The sequence below is a fragment of the Dyadobacter sp. HNCC25DJ186 genome (assembly GCF_056895235.1).
Genome location: NZ_JBXHAS010000005.1, coordinates 379,283 through 405,323, shown reverse-complemented (window position 1 = coordinate 405,323; position 26,041 = coordinate 379,283). Strand labels below are relative to the sequence as shown.

Annotated in this window: 25 protein-coding genes and 1 riboswitch; of the genes, 9 read left to right on the top strand and 16 right to left on the bottom strand. The window is 40.5% G+C overall.

Features of this window, described 5'->3' with window-relative positions:
• Positions 1-80 precede the first annotated feature (80 nt).
• Together AC1XUO_RS17790 and AC1XUO_RS17785 are read right to left on the bottom strand one after the other, a co-directional pair.
• Positions 81-1,151 (bottom strand): DUF5074 domain-containing protein, encoded by a 1,071-nt coding sequence (locus tag AC1XUO_RS17790; RefSeq protein WP_483331122.1) that lies wholly within the window; start codon positions 1,149-1,151, stop codon positions 81-83.
• Positions 1,152-1,222: 71 nt separating this feature from the next.
• Positions 1,223-3,148, bottom strand: coding sequence for a TonB-dependent receptor plug domain-containing protein (locus AC1XUO_RS17785; RefSeq protein ID WP_483331121.1), 1,926 nt, complete (start codon positions 3,146-3,148; stop codon positions 1,223-1,225).
• Between the two features lie 58 nt (positions 3,149-3,206).
• A riboswitch (cobalamin riboswitch) is annotated at positions 3,207-3,409 on the bottom strand.
• Between the two features lie 93 nt (positions 3,410-3,502).
• Between AC1XUO_RS17785 and AC1XUO_RS17780 the strand changes: the two genes are divergently transcribed.
• Entirely contained in the window at positions 3,503-4,465 is a 963-nt protein-coding gene (locus tag AC1XUO_RS17780; protein WP_483331120.1) for a DMT family transporter, read from the top strand.
• A 34-nt stretch (positions 4,466-4,499) separates the two neighbouring features.
• Here the strand turns inward: AC1XUO_RS17780 and AC1XUO_RS17775 are convergent, their stop codons facing one another.
• The gene (locus tag AC1XUO_RS17775; RefSeq protein ID WP_483331119.1) at positions 4,500-4,862 is read right to left on the bottom strand and encodes a glyoxalase superfamily protein; all 363 of its coding nucleotides are present in this window, start codon (positions 4,860-4,862) and stop codon (positions 4,500-4,502) included.
• Between the two features lie 136 nt (positions 4,863-4,998).
• On the opposite strand from AC1XUO_RS17775, the gene AC1XUO_RS17770 reads away from it, so the two are divergent.
• Positions 4,999-5,559: a thioredoxin family protein gene (locus AC1XUO_RS17770; protein WP_483331118.1), complete on the top strand. Its 561-nt coding sequence runs from the start codon at positions 4,999-5,001 to the stop codon at positions 5,557-5,559.
• Between the two features lie 216 nt (positions 5,560-5,775).
• Here the strand turns inward: AC1XUO_RS17770 and prfA are convergent, their stop codons facing one another.
• Positions 5,776-6,849: a peptide chain release factor 1 gene (gene prfA / locus AC1XUO_RS17765; protein WP_235152291.1), complete on the bottom strand. Its 1,074-nt coding sequence runs from the start codon at positions 6,847-6,849 to the stop codon at positions 5,776-5,778.
• A 203-nt stretch (positions 6,850-7,052) separates the two neighbouring features.
• Between prfA and AC1XUO_RS17760 the strand changes: the two genes are divergently transcribed.
• Both AC1XUO_RS17760 and AC1XUO_RS17755 read left to right on the top strand, forming a co-directional pair.
• A complete protein-coding gene (locus AC1XUO_RS17760) occupies positions 7,053-7,625 on the top strand; it encodes a hypothetical protein (RefSeq protein WP_483331117.1) in 573 nt (190 codons plus the stop codon).
• A 48-nt stretch (positions 7,626-7,673) separates the two neighbouring features.
• Complete coding sequence (locus tag AC1XUO_RS17755) at positions 7,674-8,279, top strand: hypothetical protein (protein ID WP_483331116.1); 606 nt, start codon at positions 7,674-7,676, stop codon at positions 8,277-8,279.
• Here AC1XUO_RS17755 and AC1XUO_RS17750 read toward each other — a convergent pair.
• Positions 8,274-9,794 (bottom strand): GH3 family acyl-acid amido synthetase, encoded by a 1,521-nt coding sequence (locus AC1XUO_RS17750; RefSeq protein ID WP_483331115.1) that lies wholly within the window; start codon positions 9,792-9,794, stop codon positions 8,274-8,276. The genes AC1XUO_RS17755 and AC1XUO_RS17750 overlap by 6 nt on opposite strands.
• Before the next feature lie 137 nt (positions 9,795-9,931).
• On the opposite strand from AC1XUO_RS17750, the gene AC1XUO_RS17745 reads away from it, so the two are divergent.
• Positions 9,932-10,864: an SAM hydrolase/SAM-dependent halogenase family protein gene (locus tag AC1XUO_RS17745; RefSeq protein WP_483331114.1), complete on the top strand. Its 933-nt coding sequence runs from the start codon at positions 9,932-9,934 to the stop codon at positions 10,862-10,864.
• A 72-nt stretch (positions 10,865-10,936) separates the two neighbouring features.
• On the opposite strand, the gene AC1XUO_RS17740 is transcribed toward AC1XUO_RS17745, so the two are convergent.
• A complete protein-coding gene (locus AC1XUO_RS17740; RefSeq protein WP_483331113.1) occupies positions 10,937-11,218 on the bottom strand; it encodes a hypothetical protein in 282 nt (93 codons plus the stop codon).
• A gap of 128 nt (positions 11,219-11,346) precedes the next feature.
• Here AC1XUO_RS17740 and AC1XUO_RS17735 point away from each other — a divergent pair, with 128 nt between their 5' ends.
• A complete protein-coding gene (locus AC1XUO_RS17735; protein WP_483331112.1) occupies positions 11,347-11,760 on the top strand; it encodes a hypothetical protein in 414 nt (137 codons plus the stop codon).
• Positions 11,761-11,763: 3 nt separating this feature from the next.
• Here the strand turns inward: AC1XUO_RS17735 and AC1XUO_RS17730 are convergent, their stop codons facing one another.
• The 3 genes from AC1XUO_RS17730 to AC1XUO_RS17720 form a co-directional block, all read right to left on the bottom strand.
• Positions 11,764-12,651 (bottom strand): aldo/keto reductase, encoded by an 888-nt coding sequence (locus tag AC1XUO_RS17730; protein WP_483331111.1) that lies wholly within the window; start codon positions 12,649-12,651, stop codon positions 11,764-11,766.
• Between the two features lie 180 nt (positions 12,652-12,831).
• On the bottom strand, positions 12,832-13,974 hold the full coding sequence (locus AC1XUO_RS17725; protein WP_483331110.1) for a T9SS type A sorting domain-containing protein: 1,143 nt from the start codon (positions 13,972-13,974) through the stop codon (positions 12,832-12,834).
• A 256-nt stretch (positions 13,975-14,230) separates the two neighbouring features.
• Positions 14,231-15,712, bottom strand: a complete 1,482-nt coding sequence (locus AC1XUO_RS17720) for a xylulokinase (protein ID WP_483331108.1) — start codon at positions 15,710-15,712, stop codon at positions 14,231-14,233.
• A gap of 315 nt (positions 15,713-16,027) precedes the next feature.
• Here AC1XUO_RS17720 and AC1XUO_RS17715 point away from each other — a divergent pair, with 315 nt between their 5' ends.
• Positions 16,028-17,497, top strand: a complete 1,470-nt coding sequence (locus AC1XUO_RS17715; RefSeq protein WP_483331107.1) for a M20/M25/M40 family metallo-hydrolase — start codon at positions 16,028-16,030, stop codon at positions 17,495-17,497.
• A 26-nt stretch (positions 17,498-17,523) separates the two neighbouring features.
• On the opposite strand, the gene AC1XUO_RS17710 is transcribed toward AC1XUO_RS17715, so the two are convergent.
• Positions 17,524-17,841 (bottom strand): DMT family transporter, encoded by a 318-nt coding sequence (locus tag AC1XUO_RS17710; protein WP_483331156.1) that lies wholly within the window; start codon positions 17,839-17,841, stop codon positions 17,524-17,526.
• A gap of 115 nt (positions 17,842-17,956) precedes the next feature.
• Entirely contained in the window at positions 17,957-18,520 is a 564-nt protein-coding gene (locus tag AC1XUO_RS17705) for a Crp/Fnr family transcriptional regulator (RefSeq protein ID WP_483331106.1), read from the bottom strand.
• 122 nt (positions 18,521-18,642) lie between these two features.
• On the opposite strand from AC1XUO_RS17705, the gene ispE reads away from it, so the two are divergent.
• Positions 18,643-19,452 (top strand): 4-(cytidine 5'-diphospho)-2-C-methyl-D-erythritol kinase, encoded by an 810-nt coding sequence (gene ispE, locus AC1XUO_RS17700; RefSeq protein WP_483331105.1) that lies wholly within the window; start codon positions 18,643-18,645, stop codon positions 19,450-19,452.
• Positions 19,453-19,552: 100 nt separating this feature from the next.
• Positions 19,553-20,179, top strand: coding sequence for a cytochrome c oxidase subunit 3 (locus AC1XUO_RS17695; protein ID WP_483331104.1), 627 nt, complete (start codon positions 19,553-19,555; stop codon positions 20,177-20,179).
• On the opposite strand, the gene AC1XUO_RS17690 is transcribed toward AC1XUO_RS17695, so the two are convergent.
• The 5 genes from AC1XUO_RS17690 to AC1XUO_RS17670 form a co-directional block, all read right to left on the bottom strand.
• Positions 20,176-21,387 carry a TCR/Tet family MFS transporter gene (locus AC1XUO_RS17690; protein ID WP_483331103.1) on the bottom strand — a complete coding sequence of 404 codons (1,212 nt, stop codon included), beginning with the start codon at positions 21,385-21,387 and terminating at the stop codon, positions 20,176-20,178. The genes AC1XUO_RS17695 and AC1XUO_RS17690 overlap by 4 nt on opposite strands.
• 102 nt (positions 21,388-21,489) lie before the next feature.
• A complete protein-coding gene (locus tag AC1XUO_RS17685) occupies positions 21,490-22,284 on the bottom strand; it encodes a Fic family protein (RefSeq protein ID WP_483331102.1) in 795 nt (264 codons plus the stop codon).
• Positions 22,285-22,320: 36 nt separating this feature from the next.
• Positions 22,321-23,898, bottom strand: a complete 1,578-nt coding sequence (locus AC1XUO_RS17680; RefSeq protein WP_483331101.1) for an OmpA family protein — start codon at positions 23,896-23,898, stop codon at positions 22,321-22,323.
• A gap of 45 nt (positions 23,899-23,943) precedes the next feature.
• The gene (locus AC1XUO_RS17675; RefSeq protein WP_483331100.1) at positions 23,944-24,546 is read right to left on the bottom strand and encodes an LOG family protein; all 603 of its coding nucleotides are present in this window, start codon (positions 24,544-24,546) and stop codon (positions 23,944-23,946) included.
• A 39-nt stretch (positions 24,547-24,585) separates the two neighbouring features.
• A complete protein-coding gene (locus tag AC1XUO_RS17670) occupies positions 24,586-25,968 on the bottom strand; it encodes a UDP-N-acetylmuramate--L-alanine ligase (RefSeq protein WP_483331099.1) in 1,383 nt (460 codons plus the stop codon).
• Positions 25,969-26,041: the final 73 nt, after the last annotated feature.

Below are 26,041 nucleotides of genomic sequence, written 5' to 3'. Positions count from 1 at the left end.
TAGTCAAGTTAGCAAGTAGCCAAAGAGGTCAGGTTTTTAAAACCTGACCTCTTTTTTGCGTACAGAAATGAGAAACGAAACTATTTGAAATAGAAACCAGTTGGGGCGATACCCACTTTTACAGAATCAACCAGAGTTCCGTCTGTGCGGTAACGAAGCGCATATCCGGATTGTGTATAAGAAGGTGTTACACCAGCATAAATCAAACCTTGTCTTGGATCAACTGCTAAACCTGAAAACATTCTTCTGGCGAAAGGTGTAGCCAGATTAACGGCAGTGTCGGTGATTTGAAACTTGTAAGTATCTCCACGAGTAAAATCACCAAGGACGAAATAGATTGTTCTAAGATCAGGACTCATCGCAAAATTCATAGCCGATTTAGACATATCAGTACTGATTTTTATCGTAGCTTCTTTTTCATAAGTATCCGGATTTACACGAATCAGATCAAGTCCGGCCTGTACCCACAATTTGCCATTTGCATCCACTCCGATTGGATTTGGTTCGTCAGTGAAAGGGATAGCATTGATAACCTCATCAGAAGTTGTATTGATGACCGTAAGATTTTTACCCTCAGCGTAATCATAATTACCAACAAATACTTTGTTGGTATGCAAAACCATATTTTCAGGACCTTTATCCGTAGTGATTTTTTTAACCACTTTTTTCGTAGCAAGATCGATTACTGCAATATATCCTGCCGGATAAGTAGAATTTGAATTTAAAGTACCCCAGTTTGTCACATAAGCTTTTGTGCTTCCAATGGCAACAACTTCACGAGGATTTTCGATGTCAGGCGCACCAATTGAGCCTGTCGTTGTAAATTTATTTGCATCAACAATTTCTACCTTGTCAGATCCGGGATTAGAGTTGTCAACCAAAATTATCCCGTGATCGCCAGCAACGGCATATCCCTGCATACCGCCTTTCAGCGTGCTCCCGTTTACGATTGAAAATATATCAGAATCTGCAATATTTTTTTCTCGTGTAAGGAAAGATATATTGCCATTGTTTTGAGAAAAATTACCTTCATTGATTACAAAAACGCCTTGAACATAAGTCCCTTCAGGTGCCGGATCACTTTGGTTACAAGACCACGCAATGGCCGATATAAGTGTTACGGTTAAAATGCTGCTAAGTGGTTTTTTCATTGTTTTGGTATTAAAGTAGTCGTTAAAATGTTTTGTTAGCGTTAATTATTGGAATAAAAAGTCGTCCGATATCATCGGGTTGTTTTTGCAGAAAGTAATAAGCTGACAGCAAAATTACGGCCAGGCATAGGATTTCCGTTAATGGTTTGGTAAAAAGTATTATAAATGTTATTAATTCTTACTTGAAAAGAAGCTCCGAAATGCGGCCCGTCAAAGTTGGTTTCAAGGATAAAATTTTCAAGTAAATAAGCGGGCGCGGATTGGCTATGGTCAGCGGTTGTAAACCTTTTAGAGATGATTTGAAGCTGATTTGTCAGGCGAAGATTTTTGTATTGCATGAACATAGTAACGTTCCCACCATGCAAAGGAATATGTGGTAACTGCTTGCCGACGATATCAGAGGCATAAGCATCGTAAATTTTTTCCTGTGAAGTATTTGTCAGCATGTAGTTCACTGTACTTCCAAATTTCCAATACTCCCAAGTTCCTTTCCAGCCAAATTGCGCTTCAATACCACGGGCTATGACTAATTGTAAATTCTCGACACGAAAATTGCTTGTCGGATTCCAATAAAGCCAGTTGTCAATCCGGTTGTGATAAACACTTAAATTTGCGGAAAAGCTTTGATTTTTATTAAAAGCATAAACCGCTTCTGCACCGAGTTCTTTATTAAATCCGTTTTCAGGTTTGATATCCGGATTTCCCAAATCCTTCCAATAACGCTCGTTTAACGTTGGAACGCGATAACTTCTGCCAAGCGAACCTCTTAATTTTATGGTGTAAGGACGGTTTTGTGTAAGCCGATATTCCGCTCCCAGGGATGGCGTGAACGGTGGATTGTAACCGGTTACAAATGCCTGTCTCAGATTAGCGGAAATCAACAGTTGCGAAGTTGCCTGCCAACGTGTCAATACAAAAACATCACCGCGATTTTCTGTGATTACAGGCCGCTCGTAGTTTTCAACTTGTGTTTTATAATGCGTAAATTCTCCGCCTGTCTGTATTTGAAAGGTGTTGCCTGACTTTCCGATTTTCCAATCAAATGTGCGTTCCGCACGAACTCCATAGCGGTCCGTGACAGCATGATCCAGTTTTGAATAATCACCGACGGCATAATCAATAATATCCCGTATCCAGGAAGTTCGCACCGTCCACCCTTCAAATTGATAACGAAGCATCGATCTGGACGATTTGATTCTAGTCATTTGTCGCCCGGCAAGGTTTTCAGGATTTGTGGTCAGTTTATTATCCGTTACCCAGACGTGCCCAGACAATTCATGTTCGTTTTTTGTAAAAAATAAATCCTGAACCAAACCCTTTTGGAAAGTTGTAGCAGGACTTATTGCTTCACCGTTCCGCTCAGGATGGCGATAATCATTATTCATGCTTCCATCGTAGGCAGCCGTTTTTCCTGAAAAATTCCAGTTGTTATTAAGGCGTGTTCCATACTTAATCGTCGCCTGTGTCTGACTGTTGCGAAAACTTTCCTGTTGCCGTCCAATCATAACCTGTAAACCTGCCTGAGGTTTCAAACTTCCCAGCAGAATACTTCCACCAACAGCATCGGTTCCGACCACGCTTGCCGAAGCGCCATACTGAACGGATAATTGGTCAAATCCTGCGACTGGGATGGTTGAAAAATCAGTTTGTCCTAACGTTGGAAGATTGATATTTAGTCCATTCCAAAGTACAGCGGTATGGTTAGGTGATGTTCCCCGGAATGCAACCGTGGATAATTGTCCCGGGCCGTAATTTTTAAAAATGACTGCCGTATTTAAAGAAAGTAAGTCAGCGATATTCCTGAAACGAAATTGTTCAAGCGTGATCGAATCAATCTTTTGAATTTTTAATCCGCTCATAAACCTTTCCGGCGCGAAGCCATATACAGTCATTGGCGACAAAGAAATCGAGTCATTTTGGGCAACAGCATTCTCATTCACTGCCAAAAACGACAGCGTTGCAAGAAACAGACAACGAAAATTTTGTCTGTCAAACACCTGAAAAGTATAAATAAATCATAACAAACAGTTTTGTGATTTTTCCTCCGAAAATCAAAACGTTGAATTATTTCTGGCAGGTCTCCTGGCTCGTTTTATTGATCAAATACCTTCCCGTTTGAACAGTGGTAGTGCAGATTCAGATCAATTTTTTTTAAAAACTCACAGTTGCGGGGACAGCTCCCGTTTTTCGCGGGATTCCCTTTTAAGCCGTTCCGTAGCGGTTAACTAACTTCTGGCACCAAAAACTTTACAAAGGTAAGTAATTAATGCGGCGCGAACACACTCTTGGCATGAAGTAAAAGTCGCCTTACAAATTTGGATGTCTTATCTTTGTACAAAATTTTGATCATCTTGTTGACCCGCACCGCAAATCGTTTAGTAATTTCCGCACCACAAAAAGGGATTCTTTTGATGCTGGGTGCTTCCTTTTTCTTCGCGCTGATGTCAGCTATTTCAAAATGGCTGAGCAAAGATTTTCATATTGTTCAACTCGTATTTTTCAGAAATATAATCGGCGTATTATTCATTGGCGCCAGTATTTTGCAACGGCCAATGATCCAAAAAGGTGGAAAACTCCGCCTGCTGATATTCAGAGGCGTAGTCGGAACGCTTTCTCTGTACCTACTTTTTTATGCCATCAAAACACTTGGTCTGGGAAGGGCGTCGACTTACCAGTATACCTATCCGATTTTTCTCGCCTTTCTTTCGTGGCTCTTTCTTGGAGAAAAATTGAGGACAAAAGAGTGGATAGCGATCTTGCTTGGTTTTGGTGGGATATTATTTGTATTCCGGCCCGATTTATCGATGTCTTGGAGAAATCATATTATCGGTTTGGGAAACGCACTGCTGACCGCTGTTGCTTATCTGGCCATTCGCCAGCTCGGACAGGTCTATGATACGCGGGCAATTGTTTTATCATTTATGCTCAGCGGTATAGTACTACCTATTTTCTCCATGATTATCGGGACCTATTTTCCACACGAAGGCCTGGATTTTCTGATTGGTACTTTCCGATGGCCGTCTACATTGGCGCATTGGTTGGGATTTCTTGCTTTGGGAATCACAGCGATGATCGGACAAATTATGATGACACAATCATTCACTTTCGACAAAGCCGGCCGGATAGCGGCAGTAGGTTATTCCAATATTTTGTTCGCCTTGTTTTTTGGGCTTTGGCTGGGAGAAGCAATTCCTACCATTCCTATGATCATCGGTATGCTGTTAATTATTGGCGGAGGCTTGCTGGTTTCGCTTTCAAAGGATAAAACAAAAAATAAACCCGCCACGAATACACAAATTTTCACGAATGATTAGTGGAAATTCGTGCATTCGTGGCTTGAAAAATTTATCATTTCGATTCGTTGAAAAGCAATTTATTTCCAAACGGATCAATAACTTCCATCGTTTTTGCATTCCACGGTGCATCCTCCAATCCGGGACGATTGAACCGGTAGTTCATTTCCAGTAATTCCTGGTGAAATTCTGCCAGTCCGGTACATTCAATAAAAACTTTGCTGCCAGGTGTGCAATCACCATGATGTTCTGTCAAATGCAGGACTATTCCATCCCTTGATACCTGAAGATAGAGCGGAAAATTATCACCAAACCGATGCGTCCAGTCAATAGTAAAGCCGAGCCAATCCACGTAAAACTCCGAAGCTTTGGCTTCATCAAAAATTCGTATTAGTGGAATAACTTTACTTGCTTCCATAAATTTTCGGAATTAATTGGATTTAGGTATTGGCTTAAACGGGAACCGTAATTTATTTTAAATTCGCTCAAAAATGCGGACGAAAAAATTATTTATATAGAATATTCGTTTTATACCTGAACGCACCTGATCGATAATGAAACGACTGACTTACTCAATTATTTTTTTCTGTGTTTCAATAACAGGATTAACCGCCTTTCGCACCGAGCGGACCGCTGAAATGGCGAATGAAATTCAATGGCTGACGATTGAGCAGGCTTATGCCAGGAATCAAAAGGAACCCAGGAAAATATTGGTTGATATTTATACAGACTGGTGTGGCTGGTGTAAAGTGATGGATCGGGAAACTTACAAAAATGCAGAAGTGATCGAGTATATCAATAAAAAATTCTACGCCGTAAAATTAGACGCAGAACAAACCGAACCAATAACGATTGGCGATCAGAAGTTTGAATTTATGCCTCAGGGAAAAAAAGGTGTCCATCAGATTGCGCTGGCTTTGACAAATAATCAGCCAAGTTATCCGACGACTGTTTTTCTGGATGACAAGTTTCAAATGATCCAGCCATTGCCAGGGTATATGAAAGCGAAGGAATTCCATGAGGTGATAACTTTTTTTGGTGATAATTTTCACAAAAAAGAATCATTCGAAGATTATAAAGCAAAGACTTACAGGCAGATTTATACCGGTAAGTAAAATTAATTGAGAAAAGTAAATGGGCAGACGATCGAAATCATCTGCCCATTTTTATGTTTATCTGAAAAATCAAGTCGCGGACTCATCCCATCGGGATATCCTGTTTATAGAAAATAGTGGACACCACTCAGATCTTGACTTCTTCGGAGTCGCCTGATATGAGAGAAAAAATAATCAAAATCAACGTGCTCCAATGAGGTCTGAATAATTTTAAAATTAATACGAATCGCCTTCCTGCATTCTTTCTGCATTTTCAGCAATACGCAGACGCTCGATGAACTCAGCGATATCACCTTCCATTACTGCCGGCAAATTATACACGGTGTAACCGATACGGTGATCTGTGATACGGCTTTGCGGATAGTTATAGGTACGGATTTTGTCCGACCTGTCTCCGCTGCCGACCATGGATTTTCTTTGTGAACTTACCGCGTCATTATGCTCTTTTAATTTGATCTCATAAAGACGAGAGCGTAAAACACCCAAAGCTCTTTCTTTATTTTTTAATTGAGAACGTTCATCCTGGCAGCTAACAACCAATCCAGACGGAATGTGTGTTAGACGCACCGCCGAATATGTTGTGTTAACTGACTGTCCACCAGCACCGGACGACATGAAGGTATCAATCCGAACGTCGTTCATATTGATCTGAACATCGACTTCTTCCGCTTCCGGCAATACTGCAACCGATGCCGCAGAAGTATGAATTCTTCCCTGCGATTCTGTTTGCGGAACGCGCTGAACACGGTGAACGCCGGATTCAAATTTCATTTTTCCATATACATCATCGCCTTCAACTTTACAGATAATCTCCTTATATCCACCATTTGTTCCTTCTGTAAAATCCATAATGGACGCTCTCCATCCCATTTTTTCAAAGAAACGCTGATACATCCGGAACAAATCTCCTGCAAAAATAGAAGCTTCGTCACCGCCTGTTCCACCTCTTACTTCGAGAATAATGTTACGACTGTCGTTCGGATCTTTTGGAATCAGCAACTCTTTAATGATCAGATCCATTTCTTCCATTTTTGGAAGCAATTCATCCAACTCTTCTTTTGCCATCTGACGAAGTTCTTCGTCTTTTTCCGTAGCGATCATTTCTTTCGTGCCGGCGATGTCTTTTTGTAGTTTTTGGTAGATTTCGTATTGCTCTACGATCTTGCCCAAATCCTTATATTCCTTGCTTAACTTGGAATATTTATTTGAATCGGAAACGATTTCAGGTTGTATAATTTGTTGCGAAACTTCTTCGAAACGTTCTTTTATGGCTTCTAATTTATCTAGCATATCGCGTTAATGTCTTTTGGCATTGCATATTCGGGCGACAAAGATACGCATTTTAGGTTGAAGAATGTTTTTCGTACGTTCGTTGTCTGTTTTGAATTACAAAGTTGTAAATGATGTTGATTAAATATGCGGGAAAAAGCTATTAGCATTCTCAGATTTGAAGCCAAAGTTTTACTTGCCGCCATAACTTACTATAATAACTAATGAACCGAATTATATTCTGTATCGCTTTAAGTTTGTGCTTTTACAGCTGCAACAACAAACGCCTGGATAATACAAAAGAGCTGGCAACTGAAATTAAAGCTTCAAAAATCGTCCGTGTCACCAATACACAGCTAATTTATACTGTGGATGAATGGGGCAAAAAGATTTCCAAATTGTCTCAAAAATCTCTTCTGGAAGCGTTGGCTAAAAATCCGGAAAATGCTTCCGAACTCTGTGCAGACCCTTCCAAAGTAGCGATAATCGGTGCTTTGGAAAAAGAATATGGTGTAAAAATATCACTTTTAAGTGCCACGGACACCAGCAATATAAATCTCAACAAAAAAGAACAGGAGCTTTTGCAAGCTTATTTGTACAGTGCGAAGAGCAATGCGTCACTAAGTGATAACGTTCAGCCGCTGGACGATACCACGGTGGTTTACAATGTTCCGGCCGATCTTCAGATCTGCAAAACCTGTATGGGTGACAAGACTCCTTCATTTGCCTTATGGCGATTGTTTTTTGACAAAAAAGAAATTTTGAGAAAAGTGGATGTCAAAAAGCTGAAAGATTGAGTGGTGCAGTTTTTATATCTGAGTCTGTAACCTGTTGAAATAATATTTATGAATAACTCAGAGATGGAACTTCACGAAAGCCTGGATCGCTTCCGCGAAAATAAAAAGATACCGAAGGTCATAGAAAATGAAGTTTTAAAAGCACTGTCATTTTATCCTGAATTGCAGAGTGTTCCGATTGATTTTGTGTTTAAACAAAACATAAAAAAATCAGTAATGCAGGCCCAGCCCAAAATCGAAACAATGTTTTCCTCACGGAAAAACCGGGCTTATCAGATCAATATAAGTGCCTTATTTAAACTCACGCATACGGCGATTCCCATTCACCAGATCCCGGAAGACATTATGGTCGGTTGGATCGGCCACGAGCTGGGGCATATCATGGATTATCATAACCGATCTATTTTTGGTATGATCCGTTTTGGTTTTGGGTATCTTTTTTCTACAAAATACATCCGACAAGCAGAAAAAACAGCCGACACTTTCGCCGTTACACATGGTCTTGCTTTTTATATTATCGAAACCAAGAATTTTATCCTGAACCATGCCGAATTGCCGGAAAGATATAAACAGAAAATAGCCCGTTTATATCTTTCGCCGGACGACATCGTTGAGCAGGTTAGGCTGCTGGAAGCGCAAAAACCTGCGTTATGAATTTGAGTTAACAAAAGCCTCAAATTCTAGAAAATCTTCTTCTTTCATGACACGCGGAATTTTTACTTGTCCACCAAGTTTTTTGGTTGCCTCGCTCCATTTATGAAATGTCGATTCAGGAATCAGCACAACTTCAATTCCCTTCAACGCCTTTCCGCGTGCCACTTTGTAGTTTTTATTGCTGTTTTGTAAAGCATTATCCAGCGTTTCTGACACCTGTACACAATCCGGGAATTTATCCGAGCTGATATACCATTTCAGAATAAATTCGTTTTCCCTGTTTATGGCCGCCGCAATAAACTCTGTCATGACCACGTCGTAATCTTTCTCTAAAATCCTGATCGCATCGTTCATCTGGTTCACTGAAAGCTGCTCTCCTACAACATTGAGGTAATGTTTTGTTCTGCCGGTAATTTTAATTTCAGCTCTCGATTTATCCGTAATCATAACTGTATCACCGATCATATACCGCCAGGCACCGGAAACCGTAGAAATTAACAAAACATAATTTTCATTTTCCTGCGTCTCTTCAAATGGCAATATTTTGGCTCCTTCTTTCACCAAACCGTCGTCATCAATATTTTCTCCGTCCATCGGCACAAACTCGAAGAAAATTCCACTGTTTGTAAACAGCGCCATGGACGAAGTGTCAGGCCGTTTTTGAATCGCAATAAAACCTTCGGAAGCCAGATAGGTGTCGATATAGATCAGCGGATGAGCCAGCAATTTTTCCAGACTTTTCCGGTATGGTTCAAATGCAACACCGCCCGTGGTATATACCTGCAGATTTGGCCAGATCTGATGGATGTTGTCCAGTTTATGATACTTGATAATTTCTTTTAACATCAATTCAATCCAGGCTGGAATGCCCGACAAACATCCGATATCCCAGTCAGCAGCTTGTTCGGCTATTTTTTTTACACGTTCATCCCAGTCTTTAATATCTGCAATTTCGCGCCCCGGTTTGTAATATCCACCAAACCAACCAGGAATATTACTTGCGCTGATCCCACTGATTTCGCCTTCCAGATGGTCATCTTTTTCTATCAGATTGGTGCTGCTTCCCAGCATGAGAATCTGTTTTTCGAAAAAATCGGAGGTGAGATCAAATGCTTTCAGGTTCATTATTTCCTGAATCCCGCTTTTCCTGATCGCCTCGACCATATCATCAGTCACAGGTATATGTTTGCTATGGCTTGTGGTCCCGCTGCTCAGGGCAAAGTATTTTTGCCCGCCGGGCCAGGTAACATTTTGATGACCTTCCAGAAGATAATGCCACCAATCTGCATTCATTTTATCATAATCATGAACAGGGACGTTTTTCTGAAATGAAAAGATTATGTCATCGCTTTCCAGGATTTCTTTAAAACCGTATTTTTTACCGAATGCTGTAAATTTTGCTTTTTCAAGAAGCATCTTTAGAATATCCCGCTGCTCCTTGACCGGATCGGGATCGCTCATTATGAAACCAGAAAGATCAATTGCTTTTTTAATCAGCTCGCCGATAACTGCCATGAATTTTTTAGTTTATGAAGTGAGTAAAGTAATTGATCTCTATGGTTAAAATCATTGTGCCAGTGACTATTTTCGGGATGACTTTTATAACTTTACCATGCGCGCTTTTATGGATGTTTTTTCAAATTCTGCGATTTATGAAACTAGTTTTCAGTTTTTCTTTTATTAAATACACAAGGCTAAAAGGTCAGATTCTTGCGATGTTGATGCTGGCTTTCCTTAATGGATATGCACAAAATAATATTCTCGTTTTTCAATCTGATTTTGGTTTAAAAGACGGAGCCGTTTCTGCGATGAAAGGTGTGGCGATGGGCGTCTCACCAGACTTGAAGTTGTTTGACATAACACATGAAATCCCTGCTTATAACATTTGGGAGGCATCTTATCGGTTGGTACAGACTGCTCCGTACTGGCCGGCCGGAACTGTGTTCGTTTCCGTTTGTGATCCGGGCGTGGGTACTGACAGAAAATCTGTTGTTTTGTTGACCAAATCGGGACACTATTTTGTAACGCCTGACAACGGAACGTTAACACTCGTTGCGGAGCAATTGGGTATTCAGGAGGTTCGGGAAATTGATGAGGCGAAAAACCGGAGAAAAAATTCTGACGAATCCTACACATTTCATGGTCGGGACGTGTATGCTTTTACAGGCGCCAGACTCGCTTCAAAAAAGATAACCTACGGAGAGGTTGGCCCCAAACTGCCTAACGAAATTGTCGCAATTCCGTATCAGAAACCTTCATTTGATCAAGGAAAGGCGAAAGGGACAATACCAATCTTAGATATTCAGTACGGAAATGTCTGGACAGATATTGATAAAAAACTCTTTAATCAGTTAGGGATTAAAGTTGGGGATGACATTCACGTTCAGGTTTTCAACGACAAAACGAATGTTTATGATGGGAGCGTGAAATATGTAAATACTTTCGGTGAAGTGAATGAAGGCGTTGATGTTGGGTATTTCAACAGCCTGCTCAATTTCTCTCTGGGAATCAACATGGGCAGTTTTTCCGAAAAATATAAAGTCTTCAGTGGAAATACCTGGAGTATTGTACTAAGTAAAAAATAATGTTAATATGGATTACACTAAAAAAACCTGCTTCGTCGGACGCAGGTTTTTTGTTTCAGTTTATATCAGATCTTAAAGTTTTTTGGCTTCTTTTTTTACGCCATTTCCAACTTTTTTAGCCACTTTCTTCGTGCCATCGTAGGCCTTTTCAGCGCCTTCGCCAACTTTCTCTGCGCCTTTCTTAACTCCTTTTCCTACAATCTTGGCATCTTTTTTGATTTCTTTTCCAACTTTTTTAGCGGTAGACTTTGTGGCAGCGACTGCTTTTTGAGTTTTTGTCGAATCAGAATTCTGAGCAAAAGAAACGGTTGTTACCGTTAATAATAAAGCAGCAAAGACAAATAATTTTTTCATGTTGTTTTGTGTGTTTTCAGATTGTTATTTACTGCCTTGACAACGACGAACGCATGGGATAAGTTTATCAACTGAGATAATGTTTATTCCCATTTCGATTAGAATGAGCCATTTTTCCTTGTTTTTTTATGAAAGAAGAAAAAAAAGAATTCTGGGCCTGGATTCCCTTCCTTATCGGGCTGATCTTCGGTACTTGTTTATTTTATCAATCATATCAAACGGATAAAAAAATTAAGGCGACAAGTCAGTGTATCAAGGTAAAGGTGATAGACAAAAGAGTAGGGGTAGGAAAGGGGAAAAATAAAATCGGGATCAGACATGGCCTGGTCCCGATTTATGTATATGCCGGAAGAAAGTGGTTCCGTCAAGCCACTATTGATTCACTTACAACGGTTCGGTATAGTGCCAGGTATCATGCCTACATGGATCCATATCATAACTTCAATGCAGACAAAGCCTTTTTTGGCTTTCTGATTATTATGTCTTTGGTTATTATCTGGCGTTTTATCTGGCTTGGATTGTATATCTGGTATTGGAAATAATGCTTAAACCTGCTTTACTTTTCCCGTTGCCAAATAGATTTCATACCAATCCTGATGTGTTAATTGAATATCAGATGCACTGGCAGCATTTCTTATCCTGGATTCTGAAAGTGATCCAATGATTGGTAAGGTGCCTAGTTTCATAAGCCAGGCGACAGCTGTCTGCTCAACATTTGCGCTATATTTTCTACCAATCTCTTCCAGTTTTGCACGTGTTGCAACTGCTTTTTCATCGGTACCATCCAAAATTCTTCCACCTGCCAAAGGAGCCCAGGCCAGTGGCTTACTGAAACACTGTTTGATAAAGTCAATCCGGCCGTCTTCGATTGCCGTTGTGTTCATCAAGTTCAGCTCAATATGGTTGGTCACAATCGGAATACGAAGGAAAGACGCCAGAAGCTGGTGTTGAAAGACAGAGAAATTAGCGACACCGATGTGTTTGACTTTCCCGGATTTCACGACTTCTGCCAAAGCGCCTGCGGTTTCTTCAGGGTCAGCCAGAAAATCGGCTTGCTGTAAAAGGAAAATATCGAGGTAATCCGAATTCAGTCTTTTCAGAGATCCGTTGACACTGTTTATAATATGTCCCTTTGAAGTATCATAATAGCTGAAATCTCCGTTGTCAGACTTGCGTATTCCGCATTTGCTAAACAAAACGATATCTTCCCTTTTGAACGATTTACTTTTAATGACTTTTCCAAAATGCTCTTCTATGGTAAAGTCACCATAGGTATCGGCGTGGTCAAATGTATTTATTCCAAGTTCCAGACACAGATTTATGGTTTTTTCAATGGACGAAGTTGTCGCTGCACCTTCATCTTTCCATCTCCAGAAACCATATATTGCCTCAGATACTTTTGGGCCAGAATCACTTAAACTAACTTTTTTCATTCGGTGGCGTTGGTTGGATACAGGTGCAAAAATAGCCTAATTTTAAAAATTGCAATCCAAATTTTAAGAATGTGTGCTTATCGATTCAATGAGGTACTTTTTATATCATAAAAAATGAAGCTCCTGATTCTTCGCAGAACTTTGGAGCTTCAGATTAAGGGTAGTCGGTTAGTTGGTTTATTATTCAATTAAAACCTTGACAGATGTTTCTGTTCCCTTTATCCGCAGGTGATATAAACCAGGCTGAGGTGCATTTTTCGCTTTTATTTCGAAAGTGTCATCATCATACGTTTTGAAGAATTGCAAATCGATATCTTTCCCCGATTTATCATAAAGCCTTATATCGCCGGATGTTGTTTTTGGAGATGACAGGATAAAATTTCCGTTATTGGGATTCGGATAAACATAGTACTCGTTCTGTATAGAATGAATGGATTGCAGCGAAATAATCCTGGAATATTCGAAATGCCCGCCTACATCAATCTGCTTCAGACGGAAATAATTGATCTTTCCCGGGATCGGTTCATAATAACTAAATTCATATTTTGAACTGGTCTTCGTTGTTGCGTTTCCCTTTATAAACCCGACGTTTTTGAAAATTAAGGCATCCGTGCTTTGCTCTATTTCAAACCCTTCATTTTGTTCTTCCCAGGCAGTTTCCCATTTTAAAAGGATTGCATTCTGCTCATAACTTCCGCCAAATGATACGAGTTTGACAGGCATGGGGTTGATAACAGTTCCATTCAGGGTAATCCTATCCAATCTTATTGTGCCGCCCGCTGATGCACTGGTAGTACCGAGATCTGAACGTTGTGTACCGTAAGGATAAAAGCGAAAAGTTACAGTCTCGCCAGAAGTCGTTGAGAAATCATTAAAATCCCACACATTCGTAGCTCCCGGCGATGTCGTAGTATTGGGAGCCGCCCCCCAGCTTGTAGAAGTAGCAAAGCCATCTGTACTATAACGAACCTCCAGTTGATTGGGTGAGGTGATACTGCCCTGAATGAAAAAACTTAACGAAGTAACATTTAACTGATACCCAACGTCTGGTGTCACAGAAAATTCGATATAGGAATTATCATTAATGGTCGCCGTATTATTTAGGGTAGATGAATTAAAAACATTCGCCGCTGCCATACAAGTCATTGTACTTCTCGTAACAATGCTCCCAGAGGCATTTGCAGCGACGGACGGAACGTTGCCGGGAGTTGGACAGGCGGAGGTACCCATATAATCAATATAATAAATCTGGGCGGTGGTTCGAGCAGGGGAAATCTGGCATAGCATTAAAAGCAACAGCCCTTTCAGGTATATATTTTTCATAGTCAGTATGTGTTTGATGAAGTAACCTGACTAAAAATACTTAAAAGAAAATAACGGAAGCTATTAATAATGAATAATTTACGGGTATAATCAATATTCGATTATCATATTCTTAATGGTTAATTTTTATGCGAATTAGTCGTTGAAATAGAGTTAAAAAATTGACTTTTTATAAATATTAAAAAAACGAAGGAGCCAGTTCGTGTTAGCTGGCTCCTTCGTTTTCGGAATTAATCTATAATTTTAGGAACAAAATTTATCGGTTGATCAAAGCCTCCTTCCAATTACCATAAGCCTCTTTTGTCGCTTCTGTCAGTGAAGTATTTGGCTCAATCGTACGCACGGCGGATAAACCTACAAATGCTTCATCACGACTTTTATAATAACCAAGTCCAAGGCCTGCAGCACGCGCGGCACCTTGTGCTCCGTCGGTATTGAAAAGTTCAACAGTAGCACCTGAAACGTTGGCAAATGTCTCGCGGAAAACCGGACTTAAAAACATGTTTGCTTCACCAGCTCTGATATTTTTCAAAGAAACACCGAGCGTTTCCATTACTTCCATACCATAATACAAGGCAAAAACAATTCCTTCCTGAGCAGCGCGTGTCCAGTGATTGATTCCGTGGCGGCTGAATTGGAGTCCCTGGAAATTTGCGCCCGGATCCTGATTTTCCAACATTCTTTCGGCACCATTTCCAAATGGAAGGCAAATCAATCCATCGGACCCAACCGGTGCTTTGGCAGCCAGCTCGTTGATTGCCGGGTAAGAAATATTTCCCTGCAACAATGTATTGCGCAGCCAGCTATTCAAACTACCCGTTCCGTTAACACATAGTAAAACGCCGTATCGCGGAGCCTCAACAGTATGGTTTACGTGTAAAAAGGTATTAACTCTTGATTTTTCGTCAAACTTGATTTGCTCGCTTACGCCATATACAACACCCGAAGTACCTGCTGTCGCAGCAACTTCACCAGGTTCCAAAACATTCAGGGAAAAAGCGTTATTCGGCTGATCTCCTGCACGATACGTAATAGGAGTTCCGGCTTTAAGTCCAAGTGCAGCAGCAGCCTCGGCGGTCAGGCGGCCTTGTTCAGAAAATGTGGGCAAAACTTTTGCGATCAGATCTTTATCAAATCCGAAATAATCCAAAAGAAAATCAGCCGGTTTCTCATCCACAAAATCCCAGAAAATACCTTCTGATAATCCCGACGGTGTCGTAACGACTTCCTGAGTCATTTTAGCAGCCAGATAATCGCCTGGAAGCATAAATTTATGAACTTTCGCGAATACCTCAGGCTCATTTTGTTTTACCCAACCCAATTTGGATGCTGTGAAATTACCCGGAGAATTAAGTAAATGGGACAATACTTTATGATCCCCCATAGATTCCATCGCCTTATTTCCAATCTCAACTGCACGGCTGTCGCACCAGATAATGGAGGGACGTAATACATTCAAGTCTTTATCGACAACCACTAAACCATGCATTTGATAAGAGATACCAATTGCACCCACGGCATCAGCTGAAATACCTGATTTTTTCATGACAGCCTGGGAGGCGAGGCACGCATTCTCCCACCATTGCTCCGGCTGTTGTTCAGCGAAACCTGGTTTTGGAGCGGCTATTGCCATTTCTTTTTCAGGATAAAAAGCCGAGGCAACAACCTGCCCGGTATCTGCTTGTAAAAGACAAGCTTTTATAGATGAACTGCCTAAATCGAATCCCAGGAAATACATATTTATTATTTTGAGTTAGTCGGTTTGATAGAAAAATTATAATTATTAACAGACAAATATCCGAAATACAAAAATGTTGAATTTGTCTCAGATTACAACAAATTATTAAGTGTATATATTACACTTTTAATGAATTTTCAATTATTTTTATAGCTGCTATCAAATTTGATTTATGCACTTTTAAATGATTGGAGAAAGCATGTACTTTGTATAAGAATCCAAGAATAAGTGCGGGTTATTTCCCTGAGATAAGAAAAATGAAATTCTTTGCTAACTTAGATTCTGTAAATCTATATCGTCCTTTTTAAGGAAATTATGAAAAAAATAATATTAGTTGCATTAGCCGGCGGATTATTCTTTTTAGCCGCCGGATTCAATTCAGAGAATAAGAAATGGGAGAAAACTTTTACACGTTTTGACACTGAGGTAAGAAAGAACAGCAAAGCATACGAAACGCTTGGCGAAGCGACCAAAACGATCGGGCATCGTTTGACAGGAAGTGCCAATGGCGAAAAAGCTGAGGAATATGCTTACAATTTACTAAAAAGCTACGGATTTTCGGATGTGACTTACCAGCCATTCGAAGTTGAGGCCTGGATGCGGGACACGGTAACGTTAAATATCGTTCCGTCCAGCAGTGATAATTTCCGTGAAGTGCCGGTTGTTTCTCTGGCGCATTCGCCTGTGGAAGCAAACCTGAAAGGTGAAATTGTGGATGTGGGGAATGGACTGGAAGAGGATTTTGAAGCGCTTAAAGATAAGATCAAAGGCAAAATTGTGCTGGCTAATATTGGTCTTGTGGGTGTGACGGGTAAGAAAAACCTTCACCGTTCTGAGAAAACAGCGCTTGCGATCAAATATGGTGCGGACGGAATTGTGATGGTAAACCAGGCTCCGGGCAAAATCTTGCTTACGGGAACTGCTTCAGTAACCGGTGTTATTATTTCGATTCCTGCGGTTTGTGTTTCCAGCGACAGCGGAAAAGAAATCCGTAGCTGGCTGAAAGATGAAGGCCCGTTACAGGCACATATCGAAATGCATAACATTTCTAAAAAAATCAAAGCGAGGAATGTTATTGCGACGCTTAAAGGAAAATCGGACGAAAAGGTAATTATCGGCGGGCATTTGGATTCCTGGGATCTAGCGACTGGCGCTATTGATAATGGAATCGGGTCTTTTGCCGTGATGGATATTGCGAGGGCTTTTAAGGCGCTTAAAATAAAACCGGAACGTACGATTCAGTTTGTTTTATTCATGGGCGAGGAGCAGGGACTTTTGGGTTCAAAACATTTTGTAACTGAGCTGAAACGTACCGGAGGAATTGATAAAGTTGGTTACATGATGAATCTGGATATGACCAATAACCCGAAAGGTATCAATGCTTTCGGCAAGGCTGAAATGACTGATTTTTTCAAAGGCGTTGGTGACGCGATCCATAATATTGACCCCACTTATAAAAACGAACACGCCAACAGAGCTGGTTTACACAGCGATCATCAGCCTTTTATGCTGGAAGGAATTCCGGTTGCCGGTTTATCCGGAACTCTGGCACCTGACGTGATCCAGTGTTACCATGCAGACTGTGATAATTTTGATCTTGTAAATAAAGAGCAACTTGAAAATACTGTTAGGATCGCTTCCATGTGTCTGTTTGCGCTTTCCGATGCTAAAAAGCTGGAAGGACAGAAACTTTCAGATACGAAAATCCGGGACTATCTGATCTCACAAGGCCTGAAACAGGAACTCGTGATAGGCCAGGAGTGGAGATGGGGAGACGCCAAATAGGATATTGATAAAAATGGTATCGAAAGTTATTTCGATACCATTTTTAGTCCAACGATAGATCCGATCAATAAAAAGACAAAGAATAAGCGCCAGAAATCTGCTGGTTCTTTATAAAAAAATATTCCCATCAACACCGTTCCCACTGCCCCGATTCCCGTCCAGACTGCGTAGGCAGTACCTAATGGAATGGTTTGAATCGCTTTATTCAAAAGCAAAAAGCTGCAAATAATACATACGAAAAATGCTGCGCTCCATTTCAGATTTGTGAAATTATCTGAAAGTTTCAGGCTGGTTGTAAATCCTACTTCAAAGGCACCGGCTATAAAAAGAAGTATCCAGGAAATCATTTTTTTAATTTTATGGATGAATATTTTGGCTGATCAATAATTGACCGCCAATGTTATCACAAAGGTCGCCTGGATTATTAAGACAAAATTTTACAATTGTTAAAAAAGAAAACTATTTGATTTCAGCCCTTATGCGGCTTAGCGTCACCTGACTGATACCCAGATAAGAAGCGATATGGCCGAGCTGTACGCGCTGGAGAATGTCTGGACTGGACTTCATAAAATCTTCATAACACGTTTTTGCAGTTTTAAACTGCCGGGCAATGAAAAATTCTTCCAGTTTTATTAACTCAGATTCGGCCAGTTTTCTTCCCCAATTTGATAGTTCTAAATCAGTTTCATATAAATGTTGAAGTGCCGAATGTGGTAGTTTGTACAATACTGAATTTTCTAATAATTCTATATTTTCATATCCGGGTTTATTCAAAAACAGGCTGTTGTAGGAAAGCAAAATATCTGACTCCAAGCCAAACCAAAAAGTAATTTCCTTGTCATCTTTATGGCAAAAGGCGCGGGCGATTCCTTCCTCAATGAAATAGACAGAACGTTCTATTCGCTCAGCTTTGATCAGCATATACCCTTTCGGGAGCATAATTTTTTCAAGTAAGGGAAGTAATTTGGGAAGAGACTCCTCTCTCAATCCGAGCGCAAGAATTTTTTTGATCGTATTTTCCAAATGTTAAGCTTTAAATGAAAGGGGTATGACTTGCGGTTACTAATTTTTAGCAGATATTTCGCTCATGGACTTTCAAGTTAGCATGATTACTACGGATATTTGTGTATTAACTTTCAAATTTTATGCTAGTATTTCCAAACGCAAAAATTAATATCGGACTCAATATCGTTGAAAAACGGCAGGATGGTTTTCATAACATCGAATCCTGCTTTTATCCTGTGGACTGGTCTGATGCTTTGGAAATACTGCCTGCCGAGCAATTCAGTTTCCAGTCTGATGGTATTGATATTCCAGGCGATGTTTTAAATAATCTATGTGCAAAGGCCTATCAGATGCTCGCTGCAGATTACACATTTCCTACTGTAAATATCCATTTACTTAAAGCTGTTCCTATCGGTGCGGGACTCGGTGGAGGATCTTCCGATGCTGCTTTTACGATCAAAGCATTAAACGACTTGTTCTCACTGAATATATCTTTGGAAAAACAGTTGGATTATGCGCGTAGATTAGGCAGTGACTGTGCCTTTTTTATTGAAAATAAACCTTTGTATTGTTTTGAAAAAGGTGACCGGTTTGAGGAAATCAGTCTGTCACTAGCTGGCAAATGGATTGTTTTAGTAAATCCCGGATTGCATATATCAACCGTTGAGGCTTATTCGGGCGTGAAACCCCGCGAATCGGGAGCAGATCTCAGAGTATTATTAAAACAGCCATTACCAGAATGGAAGGCGACAGTTAAAAATGATTTTGAAGAATCACTATTTCCGAAGTATCCGGTCTTGAAAAAGATAAAAGAAAAACTTTATGAAAAGGGTGCTGTTTACGCCGCTATGAGCGGGTCAGGCTCCACATTGTATGGTATTTTTGAAGAAGAAAGAGATTTGTCGTCGATTTTTAAAGAGTACAAGATCTGGCAGGGAAATTTAAAATAATATTTATGGCTGTTTTTGTATAAAAAGATAAAAAAATCTCGTTGTAAAAACTTATAGTCTCGCTTAATCTTCCTACTTTGTTATTCAGAAAACAGAAATAATGAGTCCGAAACACTCTACCAAAGATAAAGAGAACCCTTTTACTAAGCGAAGAGAGCCTTTGGGCTTTATGCTCTGGCTTGGGGTTATCGGTAGTTCACTTCTGTTTGCCGTTATTTTTATTGAATATTTTCTTCGCATGGATGGCGCCAATTGGCGTTTTGTTACGCTTCCTGATATGTTCTGGCTAAGTACGCTGGTTATTCTTTTCAGTAGCATAACACTTCATGAAGCAAATCTGGCTTTTGTTCAGGAACGTTTTCTTCATTACAGGATTTTTCTGGCAGCCACCCTTACTTTGGGTATTGCCTTCATGTTACTGCAAGGTGGCGGCTGGATAGAGATGATTGAAAATGGTAGATTCAACAATATAAATTCTTCTTCCGGGTTCATCTACTTGCTGACCGGACTGCATATGCTGCATATTCTGATTGGTGTAATTTATTTGGGGGTTGTTTTTCGCAAGGCGTTGAAAAACAGGTCTTATGTTGATTCTTTTGTTTATAGTGTCAATCCTCCCAATCGGTTACAACTTAAACTTATTACTCGTTATTGGCATTTCGTCGATGTCCTTTGGTTGATCGTTTTCCTTTTTCTGCTTTCGCTAAGTTATCTTAATAGTTACTAAAAATTGCCTTTCAAGCTTCTTCTGGCAAGAAAAGCACTTAATAATGTCAGCGCCGCTGCCGTCAACATCGGCGCGCCCGGGAAATAAACTGGTGCTTCTGATTTGGTGAAAAAGTAAAATAAATTACTCATAAGCGGAGGGCCGATGATAGAGGTGAGGCTCATCAAACTTGTCAGCGCTCCCTGCAATTCACCCTGCTCATTTGATGGAACCTGTGTCGAAATAATTCCTTGCAAAGACGGCCCGGCGATTCCTCCCAGAATATAGGGTACCATAAAAGCAAACATCATCCAGGTTTCACGCGCAAAAGCGAAAAGAACGAATCCCAGAGAATACAAAAACAAGCCGATATAAACGCCGCGTTTTTGACCTAATTTTGGGATAATCAGTCTTATCAGTCCTCCCTGAACAATGGCGCCCAGCAAGCCCATTGCGCCAAGGGAATATCCAATAATTCTTTCATTCCACTGAAATTTTTCCATGGTGTAGTACGACCAGTTACTTTGCACGGCATGCATCGCAACATACAGCAGAGCCAGAGAAATGATCAAACCGGAAATGACCGGATATTTCTGCAAATGTTTTAAGGCGCCGATTGGACTTGCACGCTTCCAGCTGAATTTCCTGCGATTTTCCGGTTTAAGAGATTCAGGTAAAATAAATAATCCATACAGGAAGTTGAGCATCGATAATCCCGCCGCGGCCAAAAACGGAACCCGCGAGCCGTATTGTCCTAATAATCCGCCCAGTACAGGCCCGATTATAAATCCTAATCCGAAAGCTGCGCCGATTAACCCGAAGTTTTGCGCACGTTTTTCAGGCGTGCTAACGTCAGCAATGTAAGCAGCGCCGGTTGTAAAACTTGCTCCCATAACGCCGGCAATGATCCGGCCAACGAATAACCACAGGATACTTGGTGCATAAGCAACGAACATATAATCCAGAGCAAAGCCAAGTAATGAGGCCAATAATACCGGTCTGCGGCCATATTGGTCACTCAGTCCGCCTACTATGGGCGCACATATAAACTGTACAAAGGAATAGGAAAAGAGGATCCAGCCACCATATCGTGCAGCATCGCTCAAACTGCCGCCAACAAGTTCACTGATCAATTTTGGCATGACGGGAATGATAATGCCCAGGCCCATCACATCAATTAGCAGCGTAATAAATATAAATCCGATTGCCGGAGATTTTTTCGAAGTCATAAGGAGTAATTATTCACCAAATGTACAGTTAAAATTGAGGCAGTTGGATTAAAAAATGGTTAGTAAATTGGTTTTTCCTAAAAGGTCATGTCTCTGTTTTTGCTATTCTTTAGCAATCAGAGAATTTGGTAACATCATAAGAAAAGGCAGAGATTGGGTATAATCTAAAAGATCATACTCTGAACCCAGTAGGCGAATGTTGCGGTAATAGTTCTGATGTTGCGAATAATAATTTTTTTCAGATTCAATAAGCCAGGCTTTGGGGCCAAGTTTTTTTGCCAAAAACCATTTTTCAATAAGCCTTGATGACCTCCCATTCCCGTCGTCAAAAGGATGAATTTTTGCAAAAATTAAGTGAATAAATGAGGCAAAGTAAAATACTTCAATCATGTCGAGATCGCTTTTTAACAAGGATTCGATGTCGCTATAAAATTTATTCAATTCCTCTTTTACTACAAATGGACTTGCTGCCACATATTCTATTTTTCCGTCCGGCGTGGTAACATACATGTTCCCTTTTCTATATTGTCCCTGTCGATTGTTCGGAAGCAGATTTTTAGATAAAAGGCGGTGTGCAATCTGAATGTTTTCCTCGTTGAGATCCGATACCTGTGCAAATTGATAGGCAGTATATAGATCATCAATTTTGCGAGTGTAATCAGGCAAATATTCTATACCAAATTTTTTATGTTTGACAAAAGAGTCCAGCTCGATGTTCTCACCTTCAATCTTTGAAGAATAAACAGCCGCAACTGAGGTATAGAAACTGAAAGTTCCAGCCGAAAGCTCACTTTCGGTGAGGTTATTGAAATGGCTGTCTAACGCGCTGAGGTCGATGACGTCACAAAATTTTTCCAGCAAGTCTGAATTCAGAATATTGAATTTTAATTTCCTCATTGCTCAATTCCAAAATTTCTTCGACCAACCGATCTGTTACTTTTTCAAAATCTTGAACTCTACGCGCCTGTTAATTTGCTGACCTTCTGGCGTATCATTTTTTGCAACCGGCATTGTTTCTCCGTATCCCTTACTCTGAACCCGGTCAGGTTCGATTCCTTTGCCGATCAGATATTCCCGAACTGCATCTGCCCGGTCTTGTGAAAGTTTCAGGTTGGCTTCGTTACCGCCCACATTATCCGTATGTCCCCCGATTTCGATAAATAATTTCTTATTATCATTCATCGTAATACTGATCCTGTCAAGTTCCGGGGAGGATTCCTTACTTAAAGTTGCCTTTCCGAAAGCAAAGAAAATATTATTCAGACGAACAATCTGGCCTTCTTCAATGGGGATCAGTTTTAAGGATTTATTGGTAATCTCTTTATAATTTTTACCTTTCCCATCATCGGTCGAGTCAGTCAAGTCGATACTTTCTCCTTCTGCGATAAAATCAGGCGCAACAGCGCGCATACTATATTTCTGGCCATAAGGAAGAACGATTTTATATTCTCCCGTCGTAGGATTTGTGGTGGCCGTTCCGGCTTCCTCACCATCCGGCAACGTTTCATAGATTATTGTTGCCTCAATCGGTTTTCCGGTTTTTGAATCAATCACACGTCCGCTGATCATAACCACAGGATCGGATGTAGGTACAACAGGTTGCGTAGTAGCTGTATCTCCGGGTACTACTTTTGGTTGCAAATTATATCTGACTACATCACCTTTACCCTCCGTACCCTTGAAGGAAACCAGATAGGCATAATCGCCAGCAGCAGAAATTGTGTAATAGGCATCATATCCATCCGTATTGATTGCCGATCCCAGATTAACTGGCCGGCTCCACCTTTTCCAGGATTTATCAATGCGTTTGCTGTAATAAATGTCATTACTTCCTTGACCGCCCTTTCGATCTGTGGAGAAATATAATGTCACACCGTCCGGAGCCAGAAATGGGGTTGTTTCTGTAAATTCTTCTGTGTTAATTTCTTTCCCAAGGTTCATTGGCTTGGTCCAGCTACCATCTTTTTGTTTGAAACTCACATAAAGGTCGTCTACCTTACTATCTTTCTTTTCGCTAAAAGACATAACTAAAACCTTTCCGTCCGTGGATAAATAACCGCAGTCGAATTGTCCCTTACTTGTTTTTGCGTATCCTGGAATCTCAATTTTATTAGGAGCTGACCATCCTCTTGCTGTTTTTTTGCTTAGGGAAAAACCGCGGGTTTCATATACTCCGTTTTTATATGCCCCTTTAAGTAGGAGTGTATTTCCATCCGGCGTGATGCTGTATAAACTGTTGTATTGTTCCTTATTAAGTGGAGAAGGCAGTCTGCGGGCAACAGTCCATTGTTCATTTTTTAACTCCGAAAACCAGATATCCTGACTTCCTTTGGTGCCGTTTGTATTTTGCGGATGGCTGATTCTGGAAAAATATACCGTCTTTCCATCTGGTGAAATGATCGGAGCTATTTCGTTAAATTCGGTATTAACCGTTTTCCCAAGATTTTCAAGCTGCGCCCGGAGCGGAGAATTTAGTAAAAAACAAGATGCAAGTAACAGAACGAGACGCATTGTATATCAGAGGATAAGGTGTGTTATGACGATAGAAAACGAAATTTACTTTTCTATATTTTTCACATACAACGAAGTATCAAGCGGCTTATTTTCTTTTTCGCTCACGTGATAGGCCTGCATTTTTTCCAAAAGTTCCGTCACGTTATCTGAGACGATCAAAAGATCCTTTTTTTCAATATGTAAAAATCCTTCTTCAACGGTCTTATCTAAATGTGCGATCAGGTGATCATAAAAACCGTTGATATTCAACAGCCCGATTGGTCCGTGGAAAATTTTCAATTGCGACCAGGTGAGAATTTCAAATAATTCATCCAATGTTCCAAATCCACCGGGTAAAGCAACCACACCGTCAGAAAGAGAGACCATTTTGGCCTTTCTTTCATGCATGGTTTCTACAAAATGGAGCTCAGTAAGGTTCTTTTGTGCGACTTCCAGTTTAGCCAGGAAGTTAGTAATGATGCCAGTTGCAGAACCATTGTTTTCCATAGCACCGTCGGAGACCCGGCCCATAAGCCCCATATTGCCACCGCCATAGATGAGTTTGATATTGTTTTTCGCTAACGCAGCACCTAATTCATAAGCTGCTTCACTATAAACCGGCTTGAATCCAAAATTTGATCCGCAATAAACTACGATGGACTTCATTTAATATGTATTAATTATTTCGTCTGACTTTTGAATGTTTTATTTGATAATTTCATCGACCAATCCCTTCAAATTGAGATCTCCGAAAGTTCCTGAGCTCATTAACAGTAAGTTCGTCTGCTTCCAATCCTGATTTTTTAAGAAATTAAGCAATTCGTTGCTGTCGGTAAAAACATTTAAATCTTCACGTTTGAAAGCTTCACGAATATCCGCTTCCGAAATCGGCTCCAATCTTTTATGTTCTACTGTTAATGGATTGTAGTAAACCACCGCAACATCCGCTGCATTTAATTTCCGACGATATTGTTTCAGGAAAGTCTTGTTAAGGCTGCTGAACGTATGCAGTTCTGCTACGGCCACCAGCGTTCTGTCTGGGAATTGTGCTTTAACAGCGGACGTCGTTGCTTCCACTTTGGATGGAGCATGTGCGAAATCACGGTAAATATTAATTTCATCGTTGCTACCCAGCAATTCCATACGTTTTGAAGCTCCCTTAAACGTTTGAATGGCAGCGTAGAAATTTTCGTCAACGATCCCTAACCGCTCGCAAACCTCTTTGGCTCCGCTGATATTTTTCATGTTGTGCTCTCCAAAAACCAGAACCGGTACTTCGCCCTGATCTGCCGTTATGAGCAATGTTTTACCCTCTTCAATTTTATATGGATGTGCCTCGTAAGGAACGCTCACAACATCCGGACGTTCTTTTTGGCCAATCACATCCAGCATATCATCCGTCTGATCAAATATAATAGCGCCTGCTTTTGGAATAGAATCAGCCAGTAATTCAAATTGTTTTACATACGATTCCCAAGTTGGAAAGACATTAAAATGATCCCAGGCAATACCGCTGATCAGCGCAATATGTGGCTGATAATGCATGAATTTTGGTGTTTTGTCCAAGGGAGATGTAAAATATTCATCACCTTCGATGACGATCACCGGAGCCTCATCAGACAGTTTTACCATGTTTTCAAATCCTTCAATCTGCGCGCCCACAAGATAGTTGAAAACACGTTTGTTGAAATTAAGAACATGCAAAACCATAGAAGTGATCGTAGTTTTGCCATGACTTCCGGCAATAACCACACGTTGTTTGTCTACGCTTTGTTCAAAAATATATTCCGGATAAGAATAAACCTTGATACCAAGATCCTGCGCTTTTTTCAGTTCCGGATTATCTTCCCTGGCATGCATACCTAAAATAACCGCTTCCAGATCCGCTGTAACTTTTTCAGGAAACCAGCCCATTTCGTCAGGAAGTAAACCATGTTTTTTTAAACGACTTACCGATGGTTCGTAGATTTCGTCGTCAGATCCCGTTATTATGAAACCTTTTTGTTGTAATTCGATGGCGAGGTTGTGCATGACACTGCCGCCTATGGATATAAAATGTATTTTTCGGGATTGGGGATTTTTACTCATTATGCTAATCGGAATGACTGATTCGAAGCGAAGTTAACAAGAATTGATCTTTGGGCAAATGTGGAGTACATCG